Genomic DNA, 23,768 nt, shown 5'->3' with positions numbered 1-23,768 from the left:
ATGATTACTTCCAATATATTGTTCGACCTGTTTAAGAGGTTTTACGACCTATTGGAGCCTCCATGGAATTGCGCCACCTGCGGTATTTCATCGCCGTCGCCGAAGAACTGCACTTCGGCCGGGCCGCGCAGGCCCTGGGGATTTCCCAGCCACCGCTGAGCCAGCAGATCCAGGCCCTGGAACAGGAGCTGGGCGCGCGCCTGTTCGAACGCACCAACCGACGAGTGGAGCTGAGCGAAGCCGGCCGCTTGTTCCTCGAAGAGGCACGCCAGGTGCTGGCGCAGGTGGACAAGGCCGCCGATGTGGCGCGTCGCGCGCAACTGGGCGAGCTGGGCGAGATGAAGATCGGCTTCACCTCCTCGGCGCCGTTCAACTCCAGCATTCCCCGGGCGATCTACCGCTTCCGCCAGCGCTTCCCGGCGGTGCACCTGAACCTCAAGGAAATGAGCAGTCGCGACGTCGCCGACGCCCTGCTCGATGAAAGCATCGAAGTCGGCCTGATGCGGCCGTTGCCCCTGCCGGAGTCACTGGTGGCCACCGAACTGCTGCGTGAGCCGCTGGTGGCGGTACTGAACGCCGATCATCCGCTGGCCCAGGGCAACGAGCCGGGCATCCATATGGCGGCTTTGGCCCATGAACCCTTCGTGTTCTTCCCGCGCAGCTACGGCAGCGGCCTGCATGCCCAGTTGCTGAGCCTGGCGCGGCAAGCCGGGTTCACTCCGCATTTCGCCCAGGAGGCGGCGGAAGTCATGACCATCATCGGCCTGGTCTCGGCGGGATTGGGGGTGTCGGTGCTGCCGGCGTCGTTCCAGCGCATGCGCATCGATGGCGTGGTGTACCGCACCCTGCTGGACGAGGATGCGGTCACCGCGGTGTGGCTGGTGCAGCGCAGGGAGCAGGCGTCGGCGATGGCCGGGGCCTTCGTCGAGTTGCTCACCCGTAAAGGCTAGGACTCAGTCGACCTTGGACAGGTCGCCCTTGATCGCGACACCGCCGATGAATGCACCGGCGTGGCATTCGTAGGTGGTGGCGTCCTTGCGCTCGTTCTTCTTGTAGTAACTGACGATATTGGTCACGGCGTTGGCATTCACCTTGCGCGCGGCGTCCTGCATGGTTAGCAGCGCCCCTTGCAGGGCCCATTCGCAGGCTTCTTCATCGGACTTGTTGAAGGCGTTGGTCTTCTTGTTGGTGACCGCATTGGGGCTCAGCACGGTGACCTTTCCCTTGGGCTGCACGCCGGCCAGGTAGAACTTGAGCGACTTGTCTAGCTTGCCCTCGTTGTACATCTGCTGCACGACCTTCTCGAACGGCAGGTAGAGCGTAGTATCCCGGGCCTGGCTGATGCCAGGCAGGGCGCACAGCAGCAGGGCGGTGGTGGCGGTCCAGGTTTTCAGGCGCATGGATTCTTTCCTTAGAGCGGTCAGTAGTTGTTGGAGCGTTGTTCGTTGATGGCACGTTGCACCATCCGATCGGATTCGATGCGCTTCAGTTCCCGCATGATGCTTTTATCGAGGTTGTAGACCCAGCGGTTGTAGTTGCGATGGATCTTGCCGTCGTTGTAGTCGAGGCCGCGGCTGTCGCGGTAGTCGATGCGGAAGTTGCTCAGGCTGTAGTGGATATTGACGGCGGCGAAGAAGGTGTTGCGCACGGTGATATCGGCCTGGACCAGGCCCGGCGTGACGCTACGCGCGGTCCAGCCGCGCTCGGCCACGGCCTTGAGGATGGCCTGCTGGATTTCCTGGTCGGTGTAGGAGTGACCGACCACCAGCAACTCCTTGGGCACCATCACCGGCTTCGAGGTACAGCCCGCCACGAAGGCCAGCACCAGGCCCAGCAGGGCCGCGCGAATCATCGAAGACATTCCTTTCTCTCCTTTGTGCTTCAGGTCCAGCGGCGGAAGATCAACGAGGTGTTGACCCCGCCAAAGGCGAAGTTGTTGCTCATGACGTATTGGTTGCTGATGCTGCGGAACTCACCGCAAAGGTAGTCGAGTTCGCCGCAACGTGGATCGATGTTGTCCAGATTGAGGGTGTGCACGTAGCGGTCGCTGTTCATCATCTCGATGCTGAACCACGCCTCCAGCGCGCCGCAAGCGCCCAGGGTATGACCGAGGAAGCTTTTCTGTGAGCTGATTGGCATCCGCGCACCGAACAGGCTGCTGGTGGCCAGGGTCTCGGCGATATCGCCCTGCTCGGTAGCGGTGCCGTGGCCGTTGACGTAGCCGATGGCGTCCGGCGCCAGGTCGGCGTCTTCCAGGGCCAGTTCCATCGCCCGGCGCATGGTCGCCTGCTCGGGGCGGGTGGTGTGCTGGCCGTCGGCGTTGCTGCCGAAGCCGACGATCTCGGCATGGATATGCGCACCACGGGCCAGGGCATGTTCCAGCTCTTCGAGGACCAGCATGCCGGCGCCTTCGCCGATCACCAGGCCGTCGCGGCCACTGTCGTAGGGGCTCGGGGTCTTGTCCGGGGTGTCGTTCTTCAGACTGGTGGCGTACAGCGCGTCGAACACCATGGCCTCGGTCGGGCACAGCTCCTCGGCGCCACCGGCGAGCATCATCGGCAGGCGGCCGAACTTGATCGCCTCGTAGGCGTAGCCGATGCCCTGGCTGCCGCTGGTGCAGGCGCTGGAGGTGGGGATCAGGCGCCCGGTCAGGCCGAAAAAGATGCTGATATTGGCCGCCGTGGTGTGCGGCATCATGCGCACATAGGAGTTGGCATTGAGCCCCTCGGCCACCGAGTTCAGCAGCATGTTGCCGAACGCCTTGATCTCGTCGGTGCTGCCGGTGGACGAGCCGCAGGCCACGCCCATGCGCCCGTCGCGGATCGACGGGTCGTCGAGCAGGCCGGCATCGAGCAAGGCATTTTGCGAGGCGGCAACCGCCAGCCGCGACACCCGGCCCATGCTGCGCAATTGCTTGCGGGTCCAGTTGGCCGGCACGGCGAAATCATCCACAGGACCTGCCAGGCGGGTGTTCAGCTCTTCGAAGCGATTCCACTCGTCCATGCGGCGGATGCCGCTGCGGTTGGCGGCGAAGTTGGCGGCGATGGTCGGCCAGTCGCTGCCCAGGGAAGTGATGCCGGCCATGCCGGTGACGACCACACGCTTCATCAGCACAGGCCTCCGTTGACGGCCAGAACCTGGCGGGTGATGTAGGCGGCCTCGGCGGACATCAGGAAGTTCACCGCACCGGCGACCTCTTCCGGGGTGCCCATGCGCTGGGCCGGGATCATTTTCAGCAGTTCATCCACCGGCACGTGCTCGTCGAGCATCGCGGTGTCGATCAGGCCGGGGGCCACGCAGTTGACGGTGATCTTGCGCTTGCCCAGCTCGATGGCCAGGGCCTTGGCGGCGCCGATCACCCCGGCCTTGGAGGCGCTGTAGTTGACTTGGCCGCGGTTGCCGATCAGCCCCGACACCGAGGTGATGCAGACGATGCGACCCGGCGCGCGGCGGCGGATCATCGGCATCATCACCGGGTGCAGGACGTTGTAGAAGCCGTCGAGGTTGGTGCGCAGCACCTGGTCCCAGTCCTCCTCGGTCAACGCCGGGAAGGCGCCGTCGCGGGTCAGGCCGGCATTGCACACCACGCCGTAGTAGGCGCCGTGGGTTTCCACATCGTCGGTGAGGATGGCGGCGCAGGCAGCGCGGTCGGCCACATCGAATTGCAGGACCCGGGCCTGCGGGCCCAAGGCGCGGACTTCCTCGCCGACCGCATCGGCTTCGGCGCGGCCGCTGCGGCAATGCAGCACCAGGTCGAAACCGGCTTGGGCCAGGCGCAGGGCGATGGCCCGGCCGATGCCACGGCTGGACCCGGTGACCAGGATGGTCTCACTCATGTTGCGACTCCTCATCGCCCGCTTCGGCCAGGTACGCGGCGGCCTGTGGCGGACGGAAAACGTTCAGGCGGGCGGTGGCGTGCAGCCCCGGCCCATGCAGGTGGCACTCGAACACACCCATGCCGTTCTCGTCTTCCAGCGAGCGCAGGGCATGGATGCGCAACTGCGCACCGGCGGGAAAATGCTCGACATCGCATTCGAACTTGCGCGTGCCGAGCAGGAAGCCCAGTTCCACCGGCTTGCCCTGCTGGCGCGCGCGGCAGCCGGCATAGGCGGCCACGGTCTGGGCCATCAGCTCGATACCGACCCAGGCCGGCAGGCTGCCGTCCTCGCGGTTGAACAGGCCGCCGGGGCGCACGGTCAGGTGGGCGTGGATCTGCTCCTCGTCGAACGACTCGATCCCGTCGATCAGGATCATGTCGCCGGCATGGGGCAGCAGTTCGGCCAATGGCCAGGCAATCATGGGGTGTCTCCGAGAATCAGGCTGATGTTGTTGCCACCGAAGGCGAACGAGTTGCTCATCAGATGGTGCGGGCCGTCGCCAGCCAGGTGCTGGCCGGGGCCGATCAGGTTGAGGGGCGCCAGTTCCGGGTCGGCCTGGCCGTCCCACAGGTGCGGCGGCAACTGGAGGTGGGCCAGGCTCAGCCAGCAGAAGGCGGCTTCCAGGGCCCCGGCGGCGCCGAGGGTGTGGCCTGTCATCGACTTGCTCGACGAACAGGCCAGGGCCGGGCCGAACAGGGCGTTGACCGCCAGGCTCTCCATGGCGTCATTGTGCCGGGTGGCGGTGCCGTGGAGGTTCAGGTAATCGATCTGCGCGGCGCTCAGGCCGGCGTTGTCCAAGGCCTTTTGCATGGCCGCCAGGGCGCCCTTGCCACCGGGTTCCGGCGCGGAAATGTGGTGGGCATCGGAGCTGGCGCCGGCACCGAGCAGCGCGATGCTGGTGCCCTCGGCATTGGCTTCGCGGGTCATCAGGAACAGCGCCGCACCCTCGCCGATATTGATCCCGTCGCGGTTCACCGAAAACGGATTGCAGCGCTCGCCGCTCATGGCTTCGAGGGCGGTGAAGCCGTTGAGGGTCAGCTTGCACAGACTGTCCACGCCACCGCAGATCACCGCGTCGCACAGGTCCAGGTCGAGCAGGCGGCGGGCGCTGAGCAGGGCGCGGGCGCCGGAGGTGCAGGCGGTGGAAATCACATAGGCCGGGCCGCTCAGTTGCAGCCAGTCGGCGAGAAACACCGCCGGAGCGCTGAGCTCCTGCTGGGCATAGTCGTACGAGGGCGGGAACTGCCCCTCGTGCAGGTACTCGGCGATACCCTGGCTGGCTTCCTCGATGCCCGAAGTGCTGGTGCCAAGCACCACGCCGACCCGTCCGGCGCCGAAGCGCGCGATGGCGGCACGCAGCGGCGCCTCGATCTGCACCGCGGCGGCGTGCAGCAACTGGTTGTTGCGGCTTTCGCCGGGCAGCGGGTCCAGCTCGCCGGGCACGGCACCGACTACCACGCGCTTTTCCGGCACCCAGCCATCGGCCGCGAGCATGCCGGAGCAGTCGCCGGCAAACAGGCGGCGGGCGACTTCGGCCTGGTCGCGGCCAAGGGCACAGACCAGGCCCAGGGCATTGAGGTAAGCGGTCATGGAGCGTTCTCGCCGGGCAGGGGGGTGACTAGATAACGCAGGCCTTGCTCTAGATTCAAGGTGAAGTCGTCGGGCTGTCGGTAGCTGACATGCCAGCGTTCGCCGAGCCAGCGCTGATTATCCTGCTGCCGCGCGGCTGGATACAGTGCCGTCAGGCGCTCGGCCGGGGTCAGGGCAAAGAGCAGCGCGGCGAACAATTCCCGCGCCGCCGGGTTGGGCGGCAGCAGCCCATCGGCCTGCCATTCGCCGTTGTCCAGCAACTGGCGGGCCTGGGGAATGCCCAGCAGGTCCATCAGCGACCAGCGCAGGCGCTGGTCCTCGCGCTGGATCACCAGCAGCCAGTCCTGGCGCTGCTCGGCCTGCTCGCGCTGCACATGCAGGGTCATCGGCAAGCTCAGCGGCGGCAGTTGCTCAGGCAACGGCGGGCGCGCCGCGCAGGCGGCGAGGATCAGGCAGGCGACCAGCAGCACTAGCCGTTTCATGCAGCATCCAATGGCTTGCGCGCCACCACGTTGACCAGGGTTTCCTCGCGCTGGCCCGGCGGTGGCGGTTTGCGCAGGCCGAAGCGTTCGAGCAGGCCGAAGTCCTTGGAACGGCTCCACCACAGGTACGGATAGGACACGTTCTTCTCGCTGAATTCGAAGCCCTGCCCGCGCAGCATGTCCAGATAGCCCTCAGCGCTCTTCTGCACATGCATCGGATGGCGGAACAGCCAGCGGATCACCCAGGTGTCGATATAGGCCTCGGTGGACTCGGCGAACAGCAGGTAGCCACCGGGCTTGAGCACCCGCCAGAACTCGGCCAGGGCCTTTTCCTGTTCCACCAGGTGGTGGAAGGTCTGGTGGCAGAACAGCAGGTCGATGCTGTTGTCGGGGAATTGCAGGTTGGCGCAGTCGCTGCCCTTCAGTTCCACGCTCAGGCCCAGGTTCACCGCCTCGGCCTGGCTCAGCTCGATGCTGTGCGGGTCGGCATCGGTGCCGAGCAGCTTGCCCGGCTTGAACACCTGCTGCAGGTGCTTGAACGAACGGCCCTGGCCGCAACCGACATCCAGCAGCACCGGCGCCTGCGGCGGCTCGCCGTCGAACAGGCGGCGCAGGTCGTTGATCGCTACCCGCAGCACATGGTGCTGCCAGGTATGGCTGCGCAGGAACCAGAAGCCGAACTTCGTCTCCTCGACATAGGTATCGCTGAAGAAGCGCTGCTCGCTCATGCCTCTTCCCTCGCGCAGATCTCGGCGAGCATGCGCAGGCGCCGCTTGGGTTCGCTGACGAACGGGTTGCGCTCGTCCCAGGCGTAGCCGGCGAGGATCGAGGCGATCATGGCGCGGATTTCGTCGGAGGCCTCGGGGTGGTAGATCACGTCCTGGAAGCTGCCGTTGTACCAGCCCTCGACATAGGCGCGGAAGGTATCGACGCCGCGCTTGAGCGGGGTGGCGAACTCGCTTTCCCAATCGACGCTTTCACCGTTCAACTGCCGGTGCAGCACGGCGGCGGCCATGCTCGCCGAACGCATGGCGATGGTCACGCCGGAGGAAAACACCGGGTCGAGGAATTCCGCCGCATTACCGAGCAGGGCGAAGCCCGGGCCGTGCAGGGTCTTTACGTTGGCCGAGTAGCCGCCGATGGTCCGCGCCGGGGTATCCCAGACCGCGTTTTCCAGGACCTTGGCCAGGCTTGGGGTTTGCGCCACGAAGCCCTTCAGGCAGGCGTCCAGGTCATCGGTGATGCCTTCGTAATGCTCGGCGGCGGCGACCACGCCGAGGGAGCAGCGGCCATCGCTGAACGGGATGGTCCAGAACCAGATATCGCGGTGCTCGGGATGGGTGGTGATGAGGATCTTGTTGCGGTCGAAGCCCTGATGATCGATGCGGTCCTCGATATGGGTGAACACCGCCTGGCGCACCGGGAAGCTCGACGGCGCCTCCAGGTCCAGCAGGCGCGGCAGCACCCGGCCATAACCGCTGGCATCCAGCACGAACTGCGCTTCCACCGAATACTCGCTGCCGTCCAGGCGCCGCACGCGAACCTGCGGACGCTCGCGCTCGAAGTCGGCGGCGATGATCTCTTCTTCGTAACGGATTTCCACACCCTGGGCAGCAGCTTCGTCAGCCAGCAGCTTGTCGAAACGCGCGCGCTGCACCTGGAAGGTGCTCGGGCGGCCGTTGCTGAAGGTCTTGCCGAAGTCGAACGCACTGTATTCCTCGCCCCAGGCAAAGGCCGCACCGTTCTTGTACTGGAAGCCCGCCGCTTCGAGGGCGGGCAGCATGCCGGCCTCCTCGACGAAGTCGATGCAGTGCGACAGCAGGCTCTCGCCGATGGAGAAGCGCGGGAACTGCTGGCGCTCGATGATCAGCACGTCGTGGCCCTGGCGCTTGAGCAGGGCGGCGGCGATGGCGCCGGACGGGCCGGCGCCGATGATCAGGACCTGGCGTTGTTGCACATCAGTGTTCGGCATAGGGCCTCCTTGCCGCTGAAAGGTGGGTAACAGGAAGACGGTGCAGCCCGGCGAGGGCGGGCATCAGGGTGGCAACCAGGCTCATCAGCATCAGGGCGAAGTACAGCGCCGGGCTGATCAGTTGCTGTTGCAGGAGAAGATTGAGGAAGACAATTTCGCTCAGGCCGCGGATGTTCAGCAGCAGGTTTTCCCGCCAGCGACTGGCGCCGGGGAAGGACAGCGTGGCCCAGCGCAGGCCCAGCCAGTTGCCGGCCATCTTGCTGAGGATCGGCAGCAGCACCAGCACCGCCAGTTGCAGCAGGTCGAGGTTTTGCACCAGGTGGGCAAAATCGATCTGGACGATGCCGAAGGTGATGATCAGCGGGATCGCCACGCCCTGTTGCAGGCGTTTGATCCACGCAGCGGAAAGCGGCAGGCGCAGCGGCAGCTTGAGCCAGGCCAGGCAGGCCATGTAACCGATGCCGAAGATCAGCGCATTGAGCTTGTAGTGCTCGGCAACGAACAGCAGGGCGAGGAAGGTCAGGCCGTACAGCCACGGCTTGCGCAGCCCCAGCAGGTACATCGGTAGCGGCACGCAGGCAGCCAGCAGCGGCCAGACCAGGCTCATCGGCGCCAGGCTGCCCTTGCCCAGGCCGAACAGCAGCCAGCACAGCACGTCGATGCTGATCGCCACCTGCATCAGACGGCGGGTGGCGGCGGGCGGGTAATCGATATTGCGCAGGTACAGGTAGAGCACCGGCACCGCAGTGATGGCGAACACCAGGCCGAGGGCCAGGGAGGTCAGCCAGGGTTGTTCCGGCAGCAGCAGGAACCCGCAGGCCAGGCCACAGGCGAAGGGCACCAGGAAGCTCGGCAGGGCGATCTTCAGGCTCTGCCGGTCGAGCTTCAGGTCGATCACATCGGAGAGGATGTGCCCCAGCAGCAGGGCGAAGCTCAGGCCGTACAGGGTCTTCAGCCAGCCCGGCGCGATCAGTTGCGCGCCGCTCAACTGCCAGTGCGGTTCGACCCAGAACAGCATCAGCAGGGGCAGGCCGAGGATCGCCAGCAGCAGATGGCTGACGATGCTGATCAGGCCCAGGCGCCGGCCGATCTCGCCGGCGATCAGGAACAACGACAGGGCCAGGGCCCAGAACAGCACGACACTCATGCCGACTTCTCCATGTGGCGGGGCGCGGCCCAGGGGGCCAGGGCGAAACTGAAGGCCAGGCCGAGACTCACGGCCAGACCGAAATTGCTCACCGCCGGAGTGCTCGATACCGCCAGCAGGCCGAACGACAGCCAGGTGGTGGTGGCCGCCAGCAGGGTGCCGAGCAGGCTCACCGCTGCGCCACCGATCTGTTCGTGCATGAGGATCGCGTAGTCGACGCTGATCGCCGTCACCAGCAGCAGCCCGAACAGGCTGAACAGGGTCAGCGGCTGCCCCAGCCAGCCGAGGCTGGCCAGGCTGCACAGCGCTGCCAGCAGCGGCAGGGCGACGATACGCAGCGCAGCACCGGGGCCGAACGGGAACAGCAGCAGGACGACGATCAGCACGCAGGACAGCAGCTTCAATTCCGCAGCACTGACCTGGGTGGCGGCGAACAGGTGGTTGAGCTCGCCGAGGCGATCCACCAGTTGTACACCGTCCAGCCCTTCACTTTGTTGACGCAGCACAGCCGGATCGCTAGCCCCTTGCAGGCTGACCACGGCGGCCACGCCATCACCGTCCCGGCCCAGCCACAGCGAGCGCCAGGCTTCGCCCAGCGGACCGGCCAGCACCTGGTCGATATCGAGGCTCGGCAGGGCGCGCAGGCGGGTCAGTTCGGCTTGCAGGGTTTCCTGCGGGACGCCCGTCGCCAACAGCGGCTGCCAGTGTTGCGGCAGGGCTTCCAGCGCCTCGCGCAAGCGGGCCTGGTCGGCATTGCTGGCCAGCAACTGGTTCAGGGCCATGTAGCCCTTGAGATGGCCTTCGGCGACCTGGGTATCGAGGCGTTGCCCCAGTGCTGCCAGGCGTTCCAGCAACTGTTGCTGGTCGGCGGCGCGCACCAGGTAGAACTGGCTGGTGGGCTGGTAGCCGGTGATCCGCGCCACGGCTTTCGCCTCGTCCAGCAGCACCGGCGAGCTGCCGACCCACTGGCGCACATCATTGCGGTTTTCCAGATGCCACAGCCCCCCGGCGCAGAAGGCCAGGAGCAGCACGGTCAGCACCGGCGTCGGCACTCGCTTGAGCAAGCGCAGGCGCAGGTTCACCAAGGTCTCGGCAATGCGCAGCGGCCATTGCGCCGGTTGCAGCTCGACCTTGCCGAGCAGCGCCGGCAGCAGGCACACCGAGCTCAGGTAGGCACCGATCAGCCCGGCGGCGGAGAAGGCGGCGATCTGGGTCAGCGCCGGGAACGGCGTGAAGCCCAGGGCCAGGTAGCCGATGCAACTGGTGGCCAGGCTCAGGCTCAGCCCAGGCAGGGTCTTGCGCACCGCCTGCCAGGTGTTCCACGGGCGCAGGCTCCAGCTCTTCGACAGGAAATGCAGCGGGTAGTCCACCGCCACGCCGATCAGGCTGGAGCCGAGCACCAGGGTCATCACATGCATCTGGCCGAACAGGGCGATGCAGGCGGTGGCGCCGAACAGCATGCCCACCAGCACCGGAACGAAGGCCAGCAGCACGCGGAAGCGGCGGAAGGCGAGGAACAGCAGGGCGAGGATGCCGAGGGTGGCACCGCCGCCGATCCAGGTCATTTCCCGGCTGGCCTGGCGCTGGCCGTCGGCGGCGTAGAGCAGGCCGCTGGCGGCGAGCAACTGGCCGTCCTGTTGCGCGGCTTCGTTGCGGGCTTGCTGCAACAGGTCGGCGACCCGCACCGGCAGCTTCATGTCGAAGGCGTTGCCTTGGGTGCGGGCGCGCAGCAGCACCCAGTATTTATCGTCGGCTTTCGCCAGCAGCGCGCCGCTGGCGGTATCCAGCTCGACCGCGACCGGCCGTGGCTGGCTGTTCTGGATGCGCCCGGTCAGGCCCAGCCAGTCGTCCTGGCTGGACACCAGGCTGAAGCCGGCGAAGGGATCGAACAGGCTTTGCAGGCGCTGCTGGACGAAGACGTCGGGGTGTTCGATCAAGGTGTCGCGATCGGCCTTGGCCAGCATCGCCAGACGCCCTTGCAGCAGTTGCTCGCGCACCGCCTGCAGGTCGGTCTGCAAGCTCCACTGGACCTTCTCGAACAGCCCGCTGGCCTGCCACTGCTGGCCCAGTTGTGCGGCCAGGGCGATGGCCCGGTCGCGCTCGGCATGGCCCACCAGCACCAGCATTTCCCGGTTCAGCGGCTCCTGCATGCGCTGTTCGGCGCGCTTGACCAGGGCGTCCTCGGTGGCGCCGGGGACCAGGGTCATCAGATCCGCCGACAGCGCGCCGCCACGGCTCCACTGCCAGCCGGCCAGGGCCATGACCCCGAGCAGCAAGAGCAGGAACAGGCGTGGCAGCAGGCGCTCAATCGACAAGGTCGTGGCGCTCCGCGTCGCTCAGGCTGGCGCTGATACTGGAAGGCATGCGCAGCACAGTGCTGTCGCCCTGGGTTTCCTTCAGCTCGATGCGATCGACGAACTGGCCGCCATGGATCTCGATGCGCTCGAAGATCTGCTTGAGCACCAGCGAGCGCGGGGTCAGGTCAAGTTTCCAGTCCTTGGCGTCGCCTTGCAGGGCCAGCTCGAAATCCCGCTCCAGGCCGCTGCTGTCGCCTTGCAGCACGGCGAAGAACAGCTTGTTCTGTTCGGTCCCGGCGGTGCGCGTCGGAATGACCTGCCAGCCGGAGGCATCGCGGCGGGCAATGCCGGTGGCATTGAGGCGGTAGTCCTGTTTCAGCGGGGTTTGCAGCAGCCACAGCAGGCCGTGGTCGCGGGCGAGGACGAACTGGCCGTTGCTGACCAGCGGCTGGGGCAAGGCGCGCAGGTGCTTTTCCTGGATAAACGGGCCCTTGATCACCTCCGGTTCGCTCAACTGCTTGCGCAGCTCTTCCAGGCCGAAGGCGTGGGCCAGCCCGCAGCACAGCATCAGGCCGAGGGACAGCAGCAGGCGACTCATGGCAGCACCTTCTGTACGGCGTCGAGCATCACCTGGGGCGAGGCCAGCTGCATCTCGCGGCTGGCGATATGCACGGCGACCTGCACCGAGCTGGCCCGGGTCATGCGTTCGCCGGTGACCGCGTCGCTGATCAGGTAGTTGATCTTCAGGCGGTTCTCCCACTCCACCAGGCTGGCGCGCACTGTCAGACGCTGGCCGAAGGTGGCGCCGCGGATGTAGCGCAGTTGCAGGTCGATCACCGGCCAGGCATAGCCGGACTCCTGCATCTGCACGTAGTTGTGGCCGAGGTGGTCGAGCAGGGCGCAGCGCGCCACTTCCAGGTACTTGACGTAGTGCCCGTGCCAGACCACCAGCATGCTGTCGACGTCGAAGAACGGCACCAGCACCTCGGTATCGACGTGGAGAACCCCCTGACTACGCATGCAGCCTCCAGTGTTGTTCGGCGATGCGTTGCAGGCAGTGGCGCAGGTCGCGTTCCAGGGCGCGGTCCTCGATAACCGGAGCGAAGTCGTCGAGCAGGGCGCGGTGCATCTCGTCCAGGGCCGGCGGCAGCGGCCGCGCATCGGCTTCGCGGCTGCGCAGCCAGACACCCTGGTTGGCCGCCAGCAGGGTCGCGGCGGCGACCTGTTCGGTCAGCTCCAGCACGCGCAGGGCGTCGCGGGCGGCGATGGTGCCCATGCTCACCTTGTCCTGGTTGTGGCACTCGGTGGAGCGCGAGAACACGCTGGCCGGCATGGTGTTTTTCAGGGCCTCGGCGGTCCAGGCGCTGGCGCCGATCTGCACGGCCTTGAAGCCGTGGTTGATCATCGCCCGGTCGGCCGGGGCGCCGGACAGGTTGCTCGGCAGGCCGTGGTTGTAGCGCACGTCCACCAGCAGGGCGAGCTGGCGGTCGAGCAGGTCGGCAACGTTGGCCACCAGGTTCTTCAGGCTGTCCATGGCAAAGGCGATATGCCCGCCGTAGAAGTGCCCGCCGTGCAGGACGCGCTCGGCATCGCCGTCGATGATCGGGTTGTCGTTGGCGCTGTTCAGCTCGGTCTCGATAAAGCCGCGCAGCCAGCCCAGGCTGTCGGCCAGCACGCCCAGCACATGGGGCGCGCAGCGCAGCGAGTAGCGGTCCTGCAGGCGGTGCAGCGGTGCGGTCGGCGCATCGATGGCCAGGTCCTGGCGCAGCCAGGCGGCGACCTGGGTCTGCCCCGGGTGCGGCTTGGCGGCGAACAGGCGCTCGTCGAAGTGCTCCGGGTTGCCTTGCAGGGCCACCACGTTCAGCGCGGTGATCCGCGTGGCCAGCTTCAGCAGGTAGTCGGCGCGGGTCCAGGCCAGGCAGGCCAGGCCGGTCATTACCGCGGTGCCGTTCATCAGTGCCAGGGCCTCTTTCGGGCGCAGCACCAGCGGCTCCCAGCCCAGCTCGCGGTGTACATCGGCGGACAGCCGACGCTCGCCGCGATAGACCACTTCACGCTCGCCGGACAGGGTCGCGGCCACATAGGACAGCGGCGTCAGGTCGCCGCTGGCGCCCACCGAGCCTTCCTCCGGGACCACCGGCAGGATGTCGTGCTCGATAAAGGCGTGCAGGCGCTCCAGCAGCTCGACGCGCACCCCGGACACGCCGTGGCACAGCGACTGCAGGCGGGCCGCCAGCAGGGCGCGGGTGGAGGGCGCATCGAACACCCGGCCCAGGCCGCAGCCGTGGAAGGTGAACAGGTGCTTGGGCAGTGCCTCGACATGCTCCAGCGGCACTGCGACCACGCAGGAATCGCCGTAGCCGGTGGTCACCCCGTAGATCACCCCTTCCTTGTCCAGCAGGGTGTCGAGGAACTGCGCGCCACGGGCGATGCGCGCGCGGTAGTCGGCGTCGTCCTGCAGACGGGTCCCGACCTGGCGCTGGGCCAGGGCGTGGATGGCTTCGATGGAAAGCGGCGACTCGCCGAAGGTTACGGACTCACGCGGTTGCATCGTCATCGGTCTTCCAGAAAGGGTAGAAGTTGAACCATTGCTGCGGCGCTTGCAGGCAGTAATGGCCGAGGCGCTCGGCGTAGCGCGCGGCATGCTCGGCGATCACCTGGTCGCGCTGGCTGCGGCGCCACTCCACGGCGGCGGTGAAGGGTTCGAGGGTGACCTGGTAACGCCCCTGGCGCTTCAGGCAGAACAGCAGATTGACCGGGCACTTGAGCAGCCCGGCCAGCAGCCATGGCCCCTGCGGGAAGGCTGCCGGGTGGCCGAGGAAGTCCACGGTCACGGTGCGCGCGCCGTGCAGCGGCACGCGGTCGCCGGCGATCGCCAGCCACTCGCCGCGCTCCAGGCGCTGGCTGAGCTGGAGCATGGTCGCCGGATCCAGCTCGCTGACCTGGATCAGCCGCAGGTTGGTCGCCCCGGCCTCGCCGAGCAGGCGGTTGAAACGCTCGGCATGGCGGGTGTGCACCAGCACGTTCATGGTCACCTGCTGGCCCATCTCGGCCAGGGCCCGGCACACCTCGAGGTTGCCCAGGTGCGCGCCCACCAGCATCTGCCCGCGCTCGGCGCGCAACTGGCTGTGCAACTGGCCGGGGTCGTTGATCTCGATCTGGTCCAGGCCGAGCTTGCCATTCCACACGTCGAGCTTGTCCAGCAGGGCGTCGGCGAAAGCCATGAACTGGCCGAACACGCGGCGGGTGGTCGGGCGCAGCGCCGGCTGGCCGCTCCACTCGGCGAGGTTGTGCTGGTAGGTACGCGCCGCGTCACGGGCACGGCGGCCGAACAGGAAAAAGTACAGGACGATGCCATACAGCACCGGGCTGAGCAGGCGCCGGCCGAGCAGCTTGATACCGAACGCGGTGAGCTTCATCAGCATGAAGCTGCCGCGCTCCTCGTGCGCTGCCCAGTGTTGTTCCTGGTTGCTCATGCCGTCAGCCGCCGCCAGAGGATCGCCGGGGCGCGCAGCAACATGCCGAAGAACAGCTTGGTGTGCATCTTCGAGATCAGCGCGTTGTCGTGGAACAGGCGGAAATGCGAAAGGCCGTCCTGCGGGTAATGCACCTTGGTCGGCAGCCAGCGCATCGGCTGGTTGCGCCACGACAGGCGCACCAGCACCTCGGGGTCGAAGTCCATGCGCTTGCCCAGGTCCACCCTGTCGATCAGGGCCAGGACCGGCGGCAGCGGGTAGACGCGGAAGCCGCACATCGAATCGGGAATCTTCAGCGACAGGCTGTTGATCCACACCCACACGTGGGTCAGGTAGCGGGCATACAGGCGGCCCTTGGGCACGCTGGCGTCGTACTGCGGATAGCCGCAGATCAGCGCCTCGGGGTGCGCGCGGGACTGTTCGAGGAAGCGGGCGACATCGGCCAGGTCATGCTGGCCGTCGGCGTCCACCTGCAAGGCGTGGCTGAAGCCGAGGCGGGATGCCTCGCGCAGGCCGGCCATGACCGCGCCGCCCTTGCCCTGGTTGACTGGCAACTGCACCAGCCAGGTGTCCGGCTGCTCCGCCAGTTGGCGCAGCACCGCCGCGCAGGACGGGCTGCTGGCGTCGTCCACCAGCACGCAGGGCAGCCCGGCGGCGCGCAGGTCGGCGACCACCGCAGGCACCGCCAGTTCGTGGTTGTAGACCGGGATCACTGCACAGGGCTTGTTCATTGCGCCGCCTCCAGCAGGATGCGGCCACTGGAGCAGGGTGCGCCGTCGCAGGTGTAGGCGAAGTACAGCTTGCCGCGCTCGACGTCGAAACGCAGGGTCAGCAGCAACTGGTCACCGGGGCGTACCAGTTGCTGGAACTTCAGCACTTCCATGCCGGCGAAGCGCCGCGGCTGGTCGAGCAGCGGCTGGCCGAGGGCGATGGCCCAGTCCACCTGGACCACGCCGGGCAGCACCGGGGTCTTGGGGAAGTGGCCGTTGAAATAGGCGAGGTCGCCGGAAATGACCAGGTCCAGGTGCAGTTCGCCGTCCACCTGCTTCTCGCCGATCACGTCCGGGCCGGTCGGGCGCGGTGCCATCAGCAGGCTGTCCACCAGCGATTGCGGCAGCTTGCCTTGCGCGGTGTACGGCAGTTGCCGCAGCAGGCGCCAGCGGCGCGGCAGGGCCAGGGCTTCGCAGTGTCCGGCCAGATGCCCGCGCAGGGCTTCGGTGACGGCGCGGCGGCCCTGGTTGCGCAGGGCATGCAGGCCCTTGCCGCTGAGTTGCAGCAGGGCGCCGATGGAGGCGCGGTTGCCGTGGATCACGCCGAGGCGCGCGTCTTCTACCCAGGGGTGTTGCACCAGGGCCTGTTCCAGCATCGGCAGGGCGATGCGCTTTTCTTCCAGCTTGACGATGCGGTCGAGGCGACCGAGCAGGCGGAAGTGGCCATTGCCGTCGAAGCTCACCGCGTCGGCGCTTTCTTCGATATGCCCGGCGGGCAGGTAGGGCGACTCGATGCACAGCGCGCCGTCGTCGTTCTGGCTCAGGCGGATCCCGGCGAACGGCTGCCACAGGCTGTCGCCCTGGCGCCAGGCGATGCCGCCGGTTTCCGAGCTGCCGAGGATTTCCGTCGGCCACTGGCCAAGGCGCTGGTGCAGCTCGCGGGCGGCCTCGGCGGGCAGTTCGCCGCCGGAGGAAAACACCCGGCTGACTTGGCTCAGGGCCGGCCAGTCGAGGTTGTCGCCCATGCGCTTGAGCAGCGCCGGGCTGGCCACCCAGGCGAAGGCCGGGTGTTCGCGGCTGGCCCGTTGCAGGTCCTCGGGGAAGGGCAATTGGCGGCGCACGAAGCTGCGCCCGGCGCACAGCGGCCAGAGCACGCGGAACAGCAGGCCGTAGATATGCTGGGTAGCGACGCTGCCGATGATGCAGGCATTGCCCAGTTCCGCGCCCCACAGGGCTTCGAGGTTGTTGACCTCGTTGGCCAGTTGGCGCAGGCACTTGTCGATGCGCTTGGGCGCGCCGGTGGAGCCGGAGGTGCACAGGCTCAGGCGGCAGGCGTCGAGGTCCAGGTCGGCCGGGGCCAGCGGTGCGGCGAACAGCTCGGCCGGGCGCTGGTCCTGCTCGCTCAGCCACAGGTCGACCTCGGCGTCCCAACGCTGGCGGGTCTGGGCTTGCAGGTCGGCCGGCAGCAGCACCTCGACCCCGGCACGCCAGGCGCCGAGCAGGGCCACCGCCAGTTCGGCGGCGTCTTCCAGGTAGATGGCCAGGCGCTTGATGCCGCGCGCCTGCAAACCAGCGGCCAATCGAAGGGCCTGTTCGCCAAGTTGCCGATGATCCAGCGCCGGGGCGTGGCTGACCAGGCGCGCGCCCTCGGTCGGCCACAGCATCTGCTCAAGGTTGATCCATTTCATGAGCGTCCTCGCACGCGTTGTCTTATCAGCCATTCGATGGCGAACAGCAGGCCCATCACGCCGTAGGCGATCAGGCCGTTGTAAAGGGTCCACCAGGCCAGCGGCGCCCACAGGGTCAAGGCGGCGGCGACCAGGCCGTTGGCCAGGAAGAAGGCGCACCACGCCTGGGTTACCCGGCGCGTGTAGCGCACCGCCCTGGGCGGCAGGTCCGGGTCCGTCAGGCGCGCCAGGCGCTCGGCCACCGGCATGCCGAACTTCAGGCTGGAGCCGAACAGCGCGAGCATGAAGGCGCTGATCAGCACCGGGTACCAGCGCAGCAGGGCCGGGTCGTCGAACAACGCCAGCAGCACGCAGAAGGCGATGGCCACCAGGGCCATCCAGCGTCCGCCGGGGTTGCGCGGCTGGGTCAGCGCCCGGGCCAGCCACAGGCCGCCGAGCAGCAGGCCGAACTGCCACGGCTTGAAGTGGGCCATGCCGAAATGCACCGCGAACGGGTAACCCAGGCCGGCCACAACCAGCCCGAGCCCGATCAGCCGTTTCATGCCGCGGTGTTGACCAGGCGGAATACCGCTTCGACCACGTCGTTGACGGTACGCACGGCCTTGAATTCCTCGGCGGCGATTTTCTTGCCGGTCTGGCGCTTGATGTGGTCGATCAGGTCGACGGCGTCGATGCTGTCGATTTCCAGGTCGTCATACAGATTGGCGTCGAGGGTGACGCGTTCGGCGTCCAGTTCGAACAGTTCGACCAGGGCGTCGCGCAGGGTGTTGAAGATGTCTTCGCGGGTTTGCATGGGGCGTGTCTCAGGCGGCCTGTTTGGCGGTAACGAAGGCGGCGAGGCTCGCCACGTTGGTGAAGTGCGAGCGGGTGTCCTTGGCGTCGGCGTCGATCTTGATGCCGTAGCGCTTCTGGATCGCCAGGCCGAGTTCGAGGGCGTCCACCGAGTCGAGGCCCAGGCCTTCGCCGAACAGGGTCTGCTCGTCGCCGATATCGTCCGCGCTGATGTCTTCCAGGCCGAGGGCCTCGATGATCAGGTCCTTGATGTCATGGTTAAGTTGGGGATTGCTCATCTGCTGCGAGCTCCTTGATGAAGTACTGGTGCAAGTGGTCGTTGAGTTTGCGCGAGGCCTGCGGGGCCGGGCCCTGGCTGGCGAAGACCTGTGGGTCGATATCGCCGCCGACCCGCAAGGTGAAGTGCACGCGGCGGTCGGGGATGCGGTACCAGGGCTCGCATTTGGTCAGGGTGGTCGGGTTGACCTTGATCGTTACCGGGGTGATCACCCGTGCGCCGCGCAGGGCGATGGCCGCCGCGCCACGGTGGAAGGACGGCGCCTGGCCCGGGTCGGTGCGCGTGCCTTCGGGGAAGATCACCAGGGTCTGGCCGCTTTGCAGCGAATCGACGGCGGCGTCGAGCATGTCCATGCTGCCGTCGTTGCTGATGTACTGCGCCGAACTCACCGGGCCGCGGGTGAAGGGGTTGCGGAACAGGCTCTGCTTGACCACGCAGTTGCTCTGGCGCACCAGGCCGATGAGAAACACCACGTCGATCAGCGACGGGTGGTTGGCGATGATCATCTGCCCCGGCCGGCCCAGGCGCTCGGCGCCTTCGACTTCATAGGTGAGCACGCCGCAGGCGGCCATGAAGCGGATAAAGCGCCAGAACAGCCAGCTGATGGTGTAGCGCGCCCGTTGTCGGTGACGCAGGCTATCGCCGGGCAGGCAGGCGAGCAGGGGGAACACCAGCAAGCGCAGGCACAGCCCGCCGAGCCCGAACAGCAGGAAGCTCAGGGCGGTGGCCAGCAGACGCCAGAGCCAGGCGTCGCGCCGGGGGCGGCTCAGGCCTTGCGTTGCCAGTTCCATGTGCGGTCCTTCAGGGTGTGGGTCCAGGTCGAACGCTCGTCGAGCAGGTTGCGCAACCAGCTCAGGGCGTGGGGTTCGGTGGCGGGGGCAGCCTTGTCGCCATCCAGGGACAGGCACCAGTCATCGCCAGGGGTCAGCAGCAGGCCGAGGGCGTAGTCGCAGGGAACGTCGTCGATCCACGGGCTGTAGACGTCGGGCGGGGATTCTTCGGCAACGATCAACAGCACCGCCGGGGCGCCATCCTGGAGCAGGCCGGCTGCTTCCACCACGGCGTGCTCGAAACCGTCGCCTTCGGCGGCGATCGCGGTCATTTCGGCGGTTTCGCCCCGCAGGATCGACCACAAGCCGATCACCGCGTTGTGCACCGACAGGCTGAACTGGGTAGGCGAGAGCGGCTGGGCGGCGGCGAGGTCGCTGAGGATCTCGAAGGTGCGCGGGGTCTCGCCATGACGGGAGACGAACACCAGCGGCAGTTGTTCCAGTCCCTCGGCCAGCGGCCAGCCCACGGCAAAGGCCATGCGTGCCAGGCGGCTGAGGCGGCGGCGCTGCATGGCGGGCAGGAACGAGACATCCGGCGACGCTTCGCCTTCATCGATCCGGCACTCGCCCTGACTCCACTCGCGCCATTGCGCAGCCGTCTGGAGGCCAGGCGCCCAAGCGCGCCACTGACTGATATTGAATGTGATCAAGATGTGTATCTCGCCCTGAGGGACTTCCATGCCGAGGGGGACTCGGAGCAACGGCCTGCGGGCGAAATCGCCGAGTACCGGGCATTATCCCGGTGCAAGGGGGCCGTCGTAAACAAAGTATTGCTATTGATTACGGAACCGGATGCGTGCAGCAGACCTCTGATTGGCCCGCGCATTTCGCCTGGCAGTGCTTTCCCGATAAACGGTGTGCACCTGTTGTCGGTCGCTTTTGCCAACACTTGAGCTTTTCAGCGCTGGTCAATCCTGCGGGGTGAACACATACTCGGTCATTCTTTGAAACACGGAGGTCTTGCCATGCGGCGCGTGGTGTTCAATCAGAAAGGCGGCGTCGGCAAGTCCAGCATCGCCTGCAATCTCGCGGCGGTCAGTGCCAGTGAAGGCTACCGCACCCTGTTGATCGACCTGGATGCCCAGGCCAACTCCACCCAATACCTCACCGGGCTGACCGGCGAGGACATCCCCATGGGGATCGCCGACTTCTTCAAGCAGAGCCTGTCGTCCGGGCCGTTCGCCAAGAAGAACAAGGTGGACATCTACGAGACCCCGTTCGACAACCTGCACGTGGTCACCGCCACCCCGGAGCTGGCCGACCTGCAGCCCAAGCTCGAGTCCAAGCACAAGATCAACAAGCTGCGAAAGTTGCTCGATGAGCTGGACGAGGATTACGACCGGATCTACATCGACACCCCGCCGGCGTTGAATTTCTATGCGGTTTCCGCGTTGATCGCCGCTGATCGCGTGCTGATTCCCTTCGACTGCGACAGCTTCTCGCGCCAGGCGCTGTATGGCCTGCTCTCGGAAATCGAAGAGCTGAAGGACGACCACAACGAAGAGCTCAAGGTCGAGGGCATCGTGGTCAATCAGTTCCAGCCCCGTGCCAGCCTGCCGCAGCAGATGCTCGACGAACTGCTCGCCGAGGGCCTGCCGGTGCTGCCGGTGTACCTCAACAGCTCGGTGAAGATGCGTGAGTCACACCAGGCCAGCCTGCCGCTGATTCACCTGGAACCGCGGCACAAGCTGACCCAGCAGTTCGTCGAACTGCACTCGCTGCTCGAAGAAAACGCCTAGATCCCCTGCGTGCGCAGCCACTCCAGCAACTGCTGGAGTGGGAAGGCGCCGCTCTGCCGCGCGACTTCCCGGCCGTTCCTGAACAGGATCAGGCTGGGGATCGAGCGGATATTCAATTGGCCAGCCAGTTCGCGGTTGGCTTCACTGTCCAGTTTCGCCAGCCGGCAGCGCCCGGCCAGTTGTTTCGCCGCCTGTTCGAAGATTGGCGCGAAGGACTTGCACGGTCCGCACCAATCGGCCCAGACATCGATCAGCAACGGCAGATCGCCCTTGATCTGGCTGGCGTAGTCGGCTTGTTTCAATTCGAAGGGTTTGTCCAGCAGGACGGCTTGCTTGCAGCGGCCGCATTTCGGGCTGTCGCCGAGGCGCTCGGCGGGCAGGCGGTTGAGGCCGTTGCAGTGGGGGCAGGGGATCAGCAGTGGGTCGGTCATGGGGATTGGGTCCGGGAGCGGTGGTGACTGGGTATGTGGCGGTGTGCCTTGATCTTTTCAATGGTATCGAGGGCCTCATCGCTGGCAACGCCAGCTCCCACAGGTACCGAGTGCACCGCCGATCCTTGTGGGAGCCGGCGTTGCCGGCGATGAGGCCCGGAAGGGCACCACATCAGCCAGGGCTCTTGTACAAAATGTCAAATAAACCCAGGAAAGTTCACCGATCTCCGACTTTCTTGTAGGCAATTTCCCAAGCATACTCCGCCACCGTGCCAGCTGTTGCGCCCTATGGAAACGCTGCCTACTCTTCGGCGGTCGTTGATTCCCAACGATCGGCTTTGACAGGCCGGAAAGATACGGTGCGCGGCTGTGCTTATGGCAGCTGTGCGCGTGGGCACCTATTGGTGCGCCGGGTTCTCCGTATCCCTGGTCTGTCAACCCGCGTACAGCTGCCACCCATTTGTTTGACAGCAAATTCGTGGCGGCTCCACCGATACGGAGTAATCATGAAAAAGCTCGTCCCCGATCCACCCGTCCTCTGCGTCGGCCCCGGTCTCTCCCATGAAGAAGCCATCCGCAGGGCTGAAGAACACCTCAAGAAAGCCATCACCAACATCTGCTACCTGCCGTGCCATGCCAGCCTGGAGCACCAGGGCATGCTCAGCGGGGCGATGCTGGATCTGAAGATATCCAGGGCATTGCTGACCGTTGCACTGGCCAAGTCACCGGTGACTGTTCCGGTTTGACCTTGAGGGCCTCATCGCTGGCAAGCCAGCTCCCACAGTGACCGCGTCAGGCGCAGATTTCATGGTTGGCCCAGAAACCTGTGGGAGCTGGCATTGCCAGCGATGAGGCCCGCAAGATAGATGTTGAGGCAGATGGCCTCATCGTCGGCAATGCCGACTCCCACAGGGTCCCGGGTCAGTCACATTATCTGTGCTCGGCGCGATCCCTGTGGGAGCTGGCTTGCCAGCGATGGCGGCCGAAAGAACTCAGGAGGAACAACTGATCTCCAGATGTTTCCCCCACTCCGGCGGCCGCTCGGCATAGGCCTGCATCCCGTCCTGTTCCTCGAATGGCCGGGTCAGCATCTGGTGCAGCCGCCGCACTTCGGAGAAGTCCCCACCCTCTGCCGCTTCGATGGACCGCTGCGCCAGGTAGTTGCGCAGCACATACAGCGGGTTGACCGCATGCATCCGCTCCCGCCGCCCATCAGCATTGCCCGGCTCGCGCTGCACCCGCGTCAGGTAGTCCGCCGCCCATTGGTCGAAACCACCCAGTTCGACGAAATCATCCCGCACCACCCGCAATGCCTGCTCCACCGCCTGGTCACCCAGCTTGCGGAAGAACAGGTTGTAGTCCACCGCCCCCGGCTGCATCAGGCTGAGCAGGCGCTGGATCAGTACCTTGTCGCCATCCTCCGCCGTGGTCAGGCCGAGGCGGCGGCGCATCAGGTCGAGGTAGTGGGCTTCGTACAGCGGCAGGAACAGGCCGAGGCTTTCCTGCAGCGCCTCGACACTGATGAACGGTGTCAGCGCCTGGGCCAGGGCGCTGAGGTTCCAGTGGGCGATCGGTACCTGGTTGCTGTAGCTGTAGCGCCCCTGGTCATCCGAGTGGTTGCAGATGAAGCCGGCGTCGAAGTCGTCGAGGAAGGCATAGGGCCCGAAGTCGAAGGTGATGCCGAGGATCGACATGTTGTCGGTGTTCATCACCCCATGGCAGAAGCCGTAGGCCTGCCATTTGCCGATCAGCTCGGCATTGCGTTCGACGATGGTGCGGAACATCGCCAGGTACGGCTCGTCAGCCTCGCGACACTCGGGGAAATGCAGGTTGAGCACATGCTCGGCAAGAATGCGCTGCTGCTCCGGCTGACGGGTGTAGTAGAAGTATTCGAAATGACCGAAACGGATATGGCTCGGCGCCATGCGCAGCAGCATGGCGGCGGTTTCCTTGCGTTCGCGCCATACCGGCGTGCTCGACCCGATCACGCACAGCGCACGGCTGCTGGGAATGCCCAGGGCGTGCAGGGCTTCGGAAGCGAGGAATTCGCGGATCGACGAGCGCAGCACCGCGCGGCCATCGCCCATGCGCGAGTAGGGCGTCTGCCCGGCGCCCTTGAGGTGCAGGTCCCAGGACTGGCCGGCGTCGTTGCGCACTTCGCCCAGCAACAGGCCACGGCCATCCCCCAGGCGCGGGTTGTAGGAGCCGAACTGATGCCCGGAATAGACCATCGCCCGCGGCTCGGCCTCGGACCATAGCTTGTGCCCGCCGAACAGCTCGGCGAATACCGGCGACTGCGCCTCGGTGGGCTCCAGGTCGAGCAGGGCCATGGCCGATTCGCTGGCCACCACCAGTTGCGGGTCGTCGATCGGCTCCGGCAGCACCGAGGTGGAGAACGCGTCGCCCAGGCGGGCGAAGCGGTTGTCGAAGGTCAGTTCGTCGAGGCCTTTCACGGGCGA

At 66.3% G+C, this 23,768-nt stretch carries 27 protein-coding genes; 3 read left to right on the top strand and 24 right to left on the bottom strand.

From position 1 onward, the window contains the following. The first annotated feature begins 62 nt into the window (after positions 1-62). Positions 63-950 carry a LysR family transcriptional regulator gene (locus tag ACODSK_RS09815; RefSeq protein ID WP_489015707.1) on the top strand — a complete coding sequence of 296 codons (888 nt, stop codon included), beginning with the start codon at positions 63-65 and terminating at the stop codon, positions 948-950. A 3-nt stretch (positions 951-953) separates the two neighbouring features. Here the strand turns inward: ACODSK_RS09815 and ACODSK_RS09810 are convergent, their stop codons facing one another. From ACODSK_RS09810 to ACODSK_RS09705, 22 genes are read right to left on the bottom strand one after another with little or no spacing between them, the layout of a single operon-like run. Then, positions 954-1,400 carry an excinuclease gene (locus tag ACODSK_RS09810; protein WP_489015706.1) on the bottom strand — a complete coding sequence of 149 codons (447 nt, stop codon included), beginning with the start codon at positions 1,398-1,400 and terminating at the stop codon, positions 954-956. Positions 1,401-1,420: 20 nt separating this feature from the next. Continuing rightward, entirely contained in the window at positions 1,421-1,861 is a 441-nt protein-coding gene (locus ACODSK_RS09805; RefSeq protein WP_489015704.1) for a hypothetical protein, read from the bottom strand. Between the two features lie 20 nt (positions 1,862-1,881). Beyond that, the gene (locus ACODSK_RS09800; protein ID WP_489015702.1) at positions 1,882-3,108 is read right to left on the bottom strand and encodes a beta-ketoacyl-ACP synthase; all 1,227 of its coding nucleotides are present in this window, start codon (positions 3,106-3,108) and stop codon (positions 1,882-1,884) included. Continuing rightward, on the bottom strand, positions 3,108-3,836 hold the full coding sequence (gene fabG, locus ACODSK_RS09795) for a 3-oxoacyl-ACP reductase FabG (protein WP_489015700.1): 729 nt from the start codon (positions 3,834-3,836) through the stop codon (positions 3,108-3,110). Before fabG ends, ACODSK_RS09800 begins: the two co-directional genes overlap by 1 nt. Continuing rightward, on the bottom strand, positions 3,829-4,299 hold the full coding sequence (locus ACODSK_RS09790) for a hotdog family protein (RefSeq protein WP_489015699.1): 471 nt from the start codon (positions 4,297-4,299) through the stop codon (positions 3,829-3,831). Before ACODSK_RS09790 ends, fabG begins: the two co-directional genes overlap by 8 nt. Then, entirely contained in the window at positions 4,296-5,468 is a 1,173-nt protein-coding gene (locus ACODSK_RS09785; protein WP_489015697.1) for a beta-ketoacyl-[acyl-carrier-protein] synthase family protein, read from the bottom strand. Before ACODSK_RS09785 ends, ACODSK_RS09790 begins: the two co-directional genes overlap by 4 nt. Next, entirely contained in the window at positions 5,465-5,950 is a 486-nt protein-coding gene (locus ACODSK_RS09780) for a hypothetical protein (protein WP_489015696.1), read from the bottom strand. Before ACODSK_RS09780 ends, ACODSK_RS09785 begins: the two co-directional genes overlap by 4 nt. Next, complete coding sequence (locus ACODSK_RS09775; RefSeq protein ID WP_489015694.1) at positions 5,947-6,678, bottom strand: class I SAM-dependent methyltransferase; 732 nt, start codon at positions 6,676-6,678, stop codon at positions 5,947-5,949. Before ACODSK_RS09775 ends, ACODSK_RS09780 begins: the two co-directional genes overlap by 4 nt. Next, positions 6,675-7,922: an NAD(P)/FAD-dependent oxidoreductase gene (locus ACODSK_RS09770; RefSeq protein ID WP_489015693.1), complete on the bottom strand. Its 1,248-nt coding sequence runs from the start codon at positions 7,920-7,922 to the stop codon at positions 6,675-6,677. Before ACODSK_RS09770 ends, ACODSK_RS09775 begins: the two co-directional genes overlap by 4 nt. Beyond that, positions 7,909-9,069, bottom strand: a complete 1,161-nt coding sequence (locus ACODSK_RS09765; protein ID WP_489015691.1) for a cation:proton antiporter — start codon at positions 9,067-9,069, stop codon at positions 7,909-7,911. Before ACODSK_RS09765 ends, ACODSK_RS09770 begins: the two co-directional genes overlap by 14 nt. Next, positions 9,066-11,384, bottom strand: coding sequence for an MMPL family transporter (locus ACODSK_RS09760; protein WP_489015689.1), 2,319 nt, complete (start codon positions 11,382-11,384; stop codon positions 9,066-9,068). The genes ACODSK_RS09765 and ACODSK_RS09760 overlap by 4 nt, the downstream gene beginning before the upstream one ends. Next, positions 11,374-11,964, bottom strand: a complete 591-nt coding sequence (locus ACODSK_RS09755) for an outer membrane lipoprotein carrier protein LolA (protein WP_489015687.1) — start codon at positions 11,962-11,964, stop codon at positions 11,374-11,376. Before ACODSK_RS09755 ends, ACODSK_RS09760 begins: the two co-directional genes overlap by 11 nt. Beyond that, positions 11,961-12,386, bottom strand: a complete 426-nt coding sequence (locus tag ACODSK_RS09750) for an acyl-CoA thioesterase (RefSeq protein ID WP_489015686.1) — start codon at positions 12,384-12,386, stop codon at positions 11,961-11,963. The genes ACODSK_RS09755 and ACODSK_RS09750 overlap by 4 nt, the downstream gene beginning before the upstream one ends. Further along, the gene (locus tag ACODSK_RS09745; RefSeq protein WP_489015684.1) at positions 12,379-13,923 is read right to left on the bottom strand and encodes an HAL/PAL/TAL family ammonia-lyase; all 1,545 of its coding nucleotides are present in this window, start codon (positions 13,921-13,923) and stop codon (positions 12,379-12,381) included. The genes ACODSK_RS09750 and ACODSK_RS09745 overlap by 8 nt, the downstream gene beginning before the upstream one ends. Then, on the bottom strand, positions 13,904-14,842 hold the full coding sequence (locus ACODSK_RS09740; RefSeq protein ID WP_489015682.1) for a lysophospholipid acyltransferase family protein: 939 nt from the start codon (positions 14,840-14,842) through the stop codon (positions 13,904-13,906). Before ACODSK_RS09740 ends, ACODSK_RS09745 begins: the two co-directional genes overlap by 20 nt. Then, complete coding sequence (locus ACODSK_RS09735) at positions 14,839-15,573, bottom strand: glycosyltransferase family 2 protein (RefSeq protein WP_489015680.1); 735 nt, start codon at positions 15,571-15,573, stop codon at positions 14,839-14,841. The genes ACODSK_RS09740 and ACODSK_RS09735 overlap by 4 nt, the downstream gene beginning before the upstream one ends. Next, the gene (locus tag ACODSK_RS09730) at positions 15,570-17,240 is read right to left on the bottom strand and encodes an ApeI family dehydratase (protein ID WP_489015678.1); all 1,671 of its coding nucleotides are present in this window, start codon (positions 17,238-17,240) and stop codon (positions 15,570-15,572) included. The genes ACODSK_RS09735 and ACODSK_RS09730 overlap by 4 nt, the downstream gene beginning before the upstream one ends. Beyond that, positions 17,237-17,782 carry a COG4648 family protein gene (locus ACODSK_RS09725; RefSeq protein WP_489015676.1) on the bottom strand — a complete coding sequence of 182 codons (546 nt, stop codon included), beginning with the start codon at positions 17,780-17,782 and terminating at the stop codon, positions 17,237-17,239. Before ACODSK_RS09725 ends, ACODSK_RS09730 begins: the two co-directional genes overlap by 4 nt. Then, on the bottom strand, positions 17,779-18,033 hold the full coding sequence (locus tag ACODSK_RS09720; protein ID WP_489015674.1) for an acyl carrier protein: 255 nt from the start codon (positions 18,031-18,033) through the stop codon (positions 17,779-17,781). The genes ACODSK_RS09725 and ACODSK_RS09720 overlap by 4 nt, the downstream gene beginning before the upstream one ends. A 10-nt stretch (positions 18,034-18,043) precedes the next feature. Continuing rightward, positions 18,044-18,310, bottom strand: coding sequence for a phosphopantetheine-binding protein (locus ACODSK_RS09715; RefSeq protein WP_042121270.1), 267 nt, complete (start codon positions 18,308-18,310; stop codon positions 18,044-18,046). Further along, positions 18,291-19,100 carry a lysophospholipid acyltransferase family protein gene (locus tag ACODSK_RS09710; protein WP_489015673.1) on the bottom strand — a complete coding sequence of 270 codons (810 nt, stop codon included), beginning with the start codon at positions 19,098-19,100 and terminating at the stop codon, positions 18,291-18,293. The genes ACODSK_RS09715 and ACODSK_RS09710 overlap by 20 nt, the downstream gene beginning before the upstream one ends. Further along, positions 19,076-19,789, bottom strand: coding sequence for a beta-ketoacyl synthase chain length factor (locus ACODSK_RS09705; protein WP_489015671.1), 714 nt, complete (start codon positions 19,787-19,789; stop codon positions 19,076-19,078). The genes ACODSK_RS09710 and ACODSK_RS09705 overlap by 25 nt, the downstream gene beginning before the upstream one ends. A 315-nt stretch (positions 19,790-20,104) precedes the next feature. Here ACODSK_RS09705 and ACODSK_RS09700 point away from each other — a divergent pair, with 315 nt between their 5' ends. Continuing rightward, positions 20,105-20,878: a ParA family protein gene (locus ACODSK_RS09700; protein ID WP_489015669.1), complete on the top strand. Its 774-nt coding sequence runs from the start codon at positions 20,105-20,107 to the stop codon at positions 20,876-20,878. On the opposite strand, the gene trxC is transcribed toward ACODSK_RS09700, so the two are convergent. After that, a complete protein-coding gene (trxC, locus tag ACODSK_RS09695) occupies positions 20,875-21,309 on the bottom strand; it encodes a thioredoxin TrxC (protein WP_489015667.1) in 435 nt (144 codons plus the stop codon). The genes ACODSK_RS09700 and trxC overlap by 4 nt on opposite strands. A 506-nt stretch (positions 21,310-21,815) precedes the next feature. Here trxC and ACODSK_RS09690 point away from each other — a divergent pair. Then, positions 21,816-22,055 carry a hypothetical protein gene (locus ACODSK_RS09690; RefSeq protein ID WP_489015665.1) on the top strand — a complete coding sequence of 80 codons (240 nt, stop codon included), beginning with the start codon at positions 21,816-21,818 and terminating at the stop codon, positions 22,053-22,055. A gap of 246 nt (positions 22,056-22,301) precedes the next feature. On the opposite strand, the gene selO is transcribed toward ACODSK_RS09690, so the two are convergent. Then, the gene (gene selO, locus ACODSK_RS09685) at positions 22,302-23,762 is read right to left on the bottom strand and encodes a protein adenylyltransferase SelO (protein WP_489015663.1); all 1,461 of its coding nucleotides are present in this window, start codon (positions 23,760-23,762) and stop codon (positions 22,302-22,304) included. Positions 23,763-23,768 lie beyond the last annotated feature (6 nt).

The sequence above is a fragment of the Pseudomonas sp. FG98 genome (assembly GCF_057808595.1).
The sequence above is the reverse complement of the archived record's forward strand: the minus strand, read 5'-3'. Positions and strand labels throughout refer to the sequence as shown.

Coding starts and splice junctions, on each gene's coding strand:
- ACODSK_RS09765 (WP_489015691.1), bottom strand. CDS start 9,069: ATGAGTGTCGTGCTGTTCTGGGCCCTGGCCCTGTCGTTGTTCCTGATC.
- ACODSK_RS09690 (WP_489015665.1), top strand. CDS start 21,816: ATGAAAAAGCTCGTCCCCGATCCACCCGTCCTCTGCGTCGGCCCCGGT.
- ACODSK_RS09785 (WP_489015697.1), bottom strand. CDS start 5,468: ATGACCGCTTACCTCAATGCCCTGGGCCTGGTCTGTGCCCTTGGCCGC.
- ACODSK_RS09740 (WP_489015682.1), bottom strand. CDS start 14,842: ATGAGCAACCAGGAACAACACTGGGCAGCGCACGAGGAGCGCGGCAGC.
- ACODSK_RS09755 (WP_489015687.1), bottom strand. CDS start 11,964: ATGAGTCGCCTGCTGCTGTCCCTCGGCCTGATGCTGTGCTGCGGGCTG.
- ACODSK_RS09715 (WP_042121270.1), bottom strand. CDS start 18,310: ATGAGCAATCCCCAACTTAACCATGACATCAAGGACCTGATCATCGAG.
- ACODSK_RS09700 (WP_489015669.1), top strand. CDS start 20,105: ATGCGGCGCGTGGTGTTCAATCAGAAAGGCGGCGTCGGCAAGTCCAGC.
- ACODSK_RS09790 (WP_489015699.1), bottom strand. CDS start 4,299: ATGATTGCCTGGCCATTGGCCGAACTGCTGCCCCATGCCGGCGACATG.
- ACODSK_RS09770 (WP_489015693.1), bottom strand. CDS start 7,922: ATGCCGAACACTGATGTGCAACAACGCCAGGTCCTGATCATCGGCGCC.
- ACODSK_RS09775 (WP_489015694.1), bottom strand. CDS start 6,678: ATGAGCGAGCAGCGCTTCTTCAGCGATACCTATGTCGAGGAGACGAAG.
- trxC (WP_489015667.1), bottom strand. CDS start 21,309: ATGACCGACCCACTGCTGATCCCCTGCCCCCACTGCAACGGCCTCAAC.
- ACODSK_RS09725 (WP_489015676.1), bottom strand. CDS start 17,782: ATGAAACGGCTGATCGGGCTCGGGCTGGTTGTGGCCGGCCTGGGTTAC.
- ACODSK_RS09750 (WP_489015686.1), bottom strand. CDS start 12,386: ATGCGTAGTCAGGGGGTTCTCCACGTCGATACCGAGGTGCTGGTGCCG.
- ACODSK_RS09710 (WP_489015673.1), bottom strand. CDS start 19,100: ATGGAACTGGCAACGCAAGGCCTGAGCCGCCCCCGGCGCGACGCCTGG.
- ACODSK_RS09780 (WP_489015696.1), bottom strand. CDS start 5,950: ATGAAACGGCTAGTGCTGCTGGTCGCCTGCCTGATCCTCGCCGCCTGC.
- ACODSK_RS09735 (WP_489015680.1), bottom strand. CDS start 15,573: ATGAACAAGCCCTGTGCAGTGATCCCGGTCTACAACCACGAACTGGCG.
- fabG (WP_489015700.1), bottom strand. CDS start 3,836: ATGAGTGAGACCATCCTGGTCACCGGGTCCAGCCGTGGCATCGGCCGG.
- ACODSK_RS09815 (WP_489015707.1), top strand. CDS start 63: ATGGAATTGCGCCACCTGCGGTATTTCATCGCCGTCGCCGAAGAACTG.
- ACODSK_RS09745 (WP_489015684.1), bottom strand. CDS start 13,923: ATGACGATGCAACCGCGTGAGTCCGTAACCTTCGGCGAGTCGCCGCTT.
- ACODSK_RS09805 (WP_489015704.1), bottom strand. CDS start 1,861: ATGTCTTCGATGATTCGCGCGGCCCTGCTGGGCCTGGTGCTGGCCTTC.
- ACODSK_RS09810 (WP_489015706.1), bottom strand. CDS start 1,400: ATGCGCCTGAAAACCTGGACCGCCACCACCGCCCTGCTGCTGTGCGCC.
- ACODSK_RS09730 (WP_489015678.1), bottom strand. CDS start 17,240: ATGAAATGGATCAACCTTGAGCAGATGCTGTGGCCGACCGAGGGCGCG.
- ACODSK_RS09800 (WP_489015702.1), bottom strand. CDS start 3,108: ATGAAGCGTGTGGTCGTCACCGGCATGGCCGGCATCACTTCCCTGGGC.
- ACODSK_RS09720 (WP_489015674.1), bottom strand. CDS start 18,033: ATGCAAACCCGCGAAGACATCTTCAACACCCTGCGCGACGCCCTGGTC.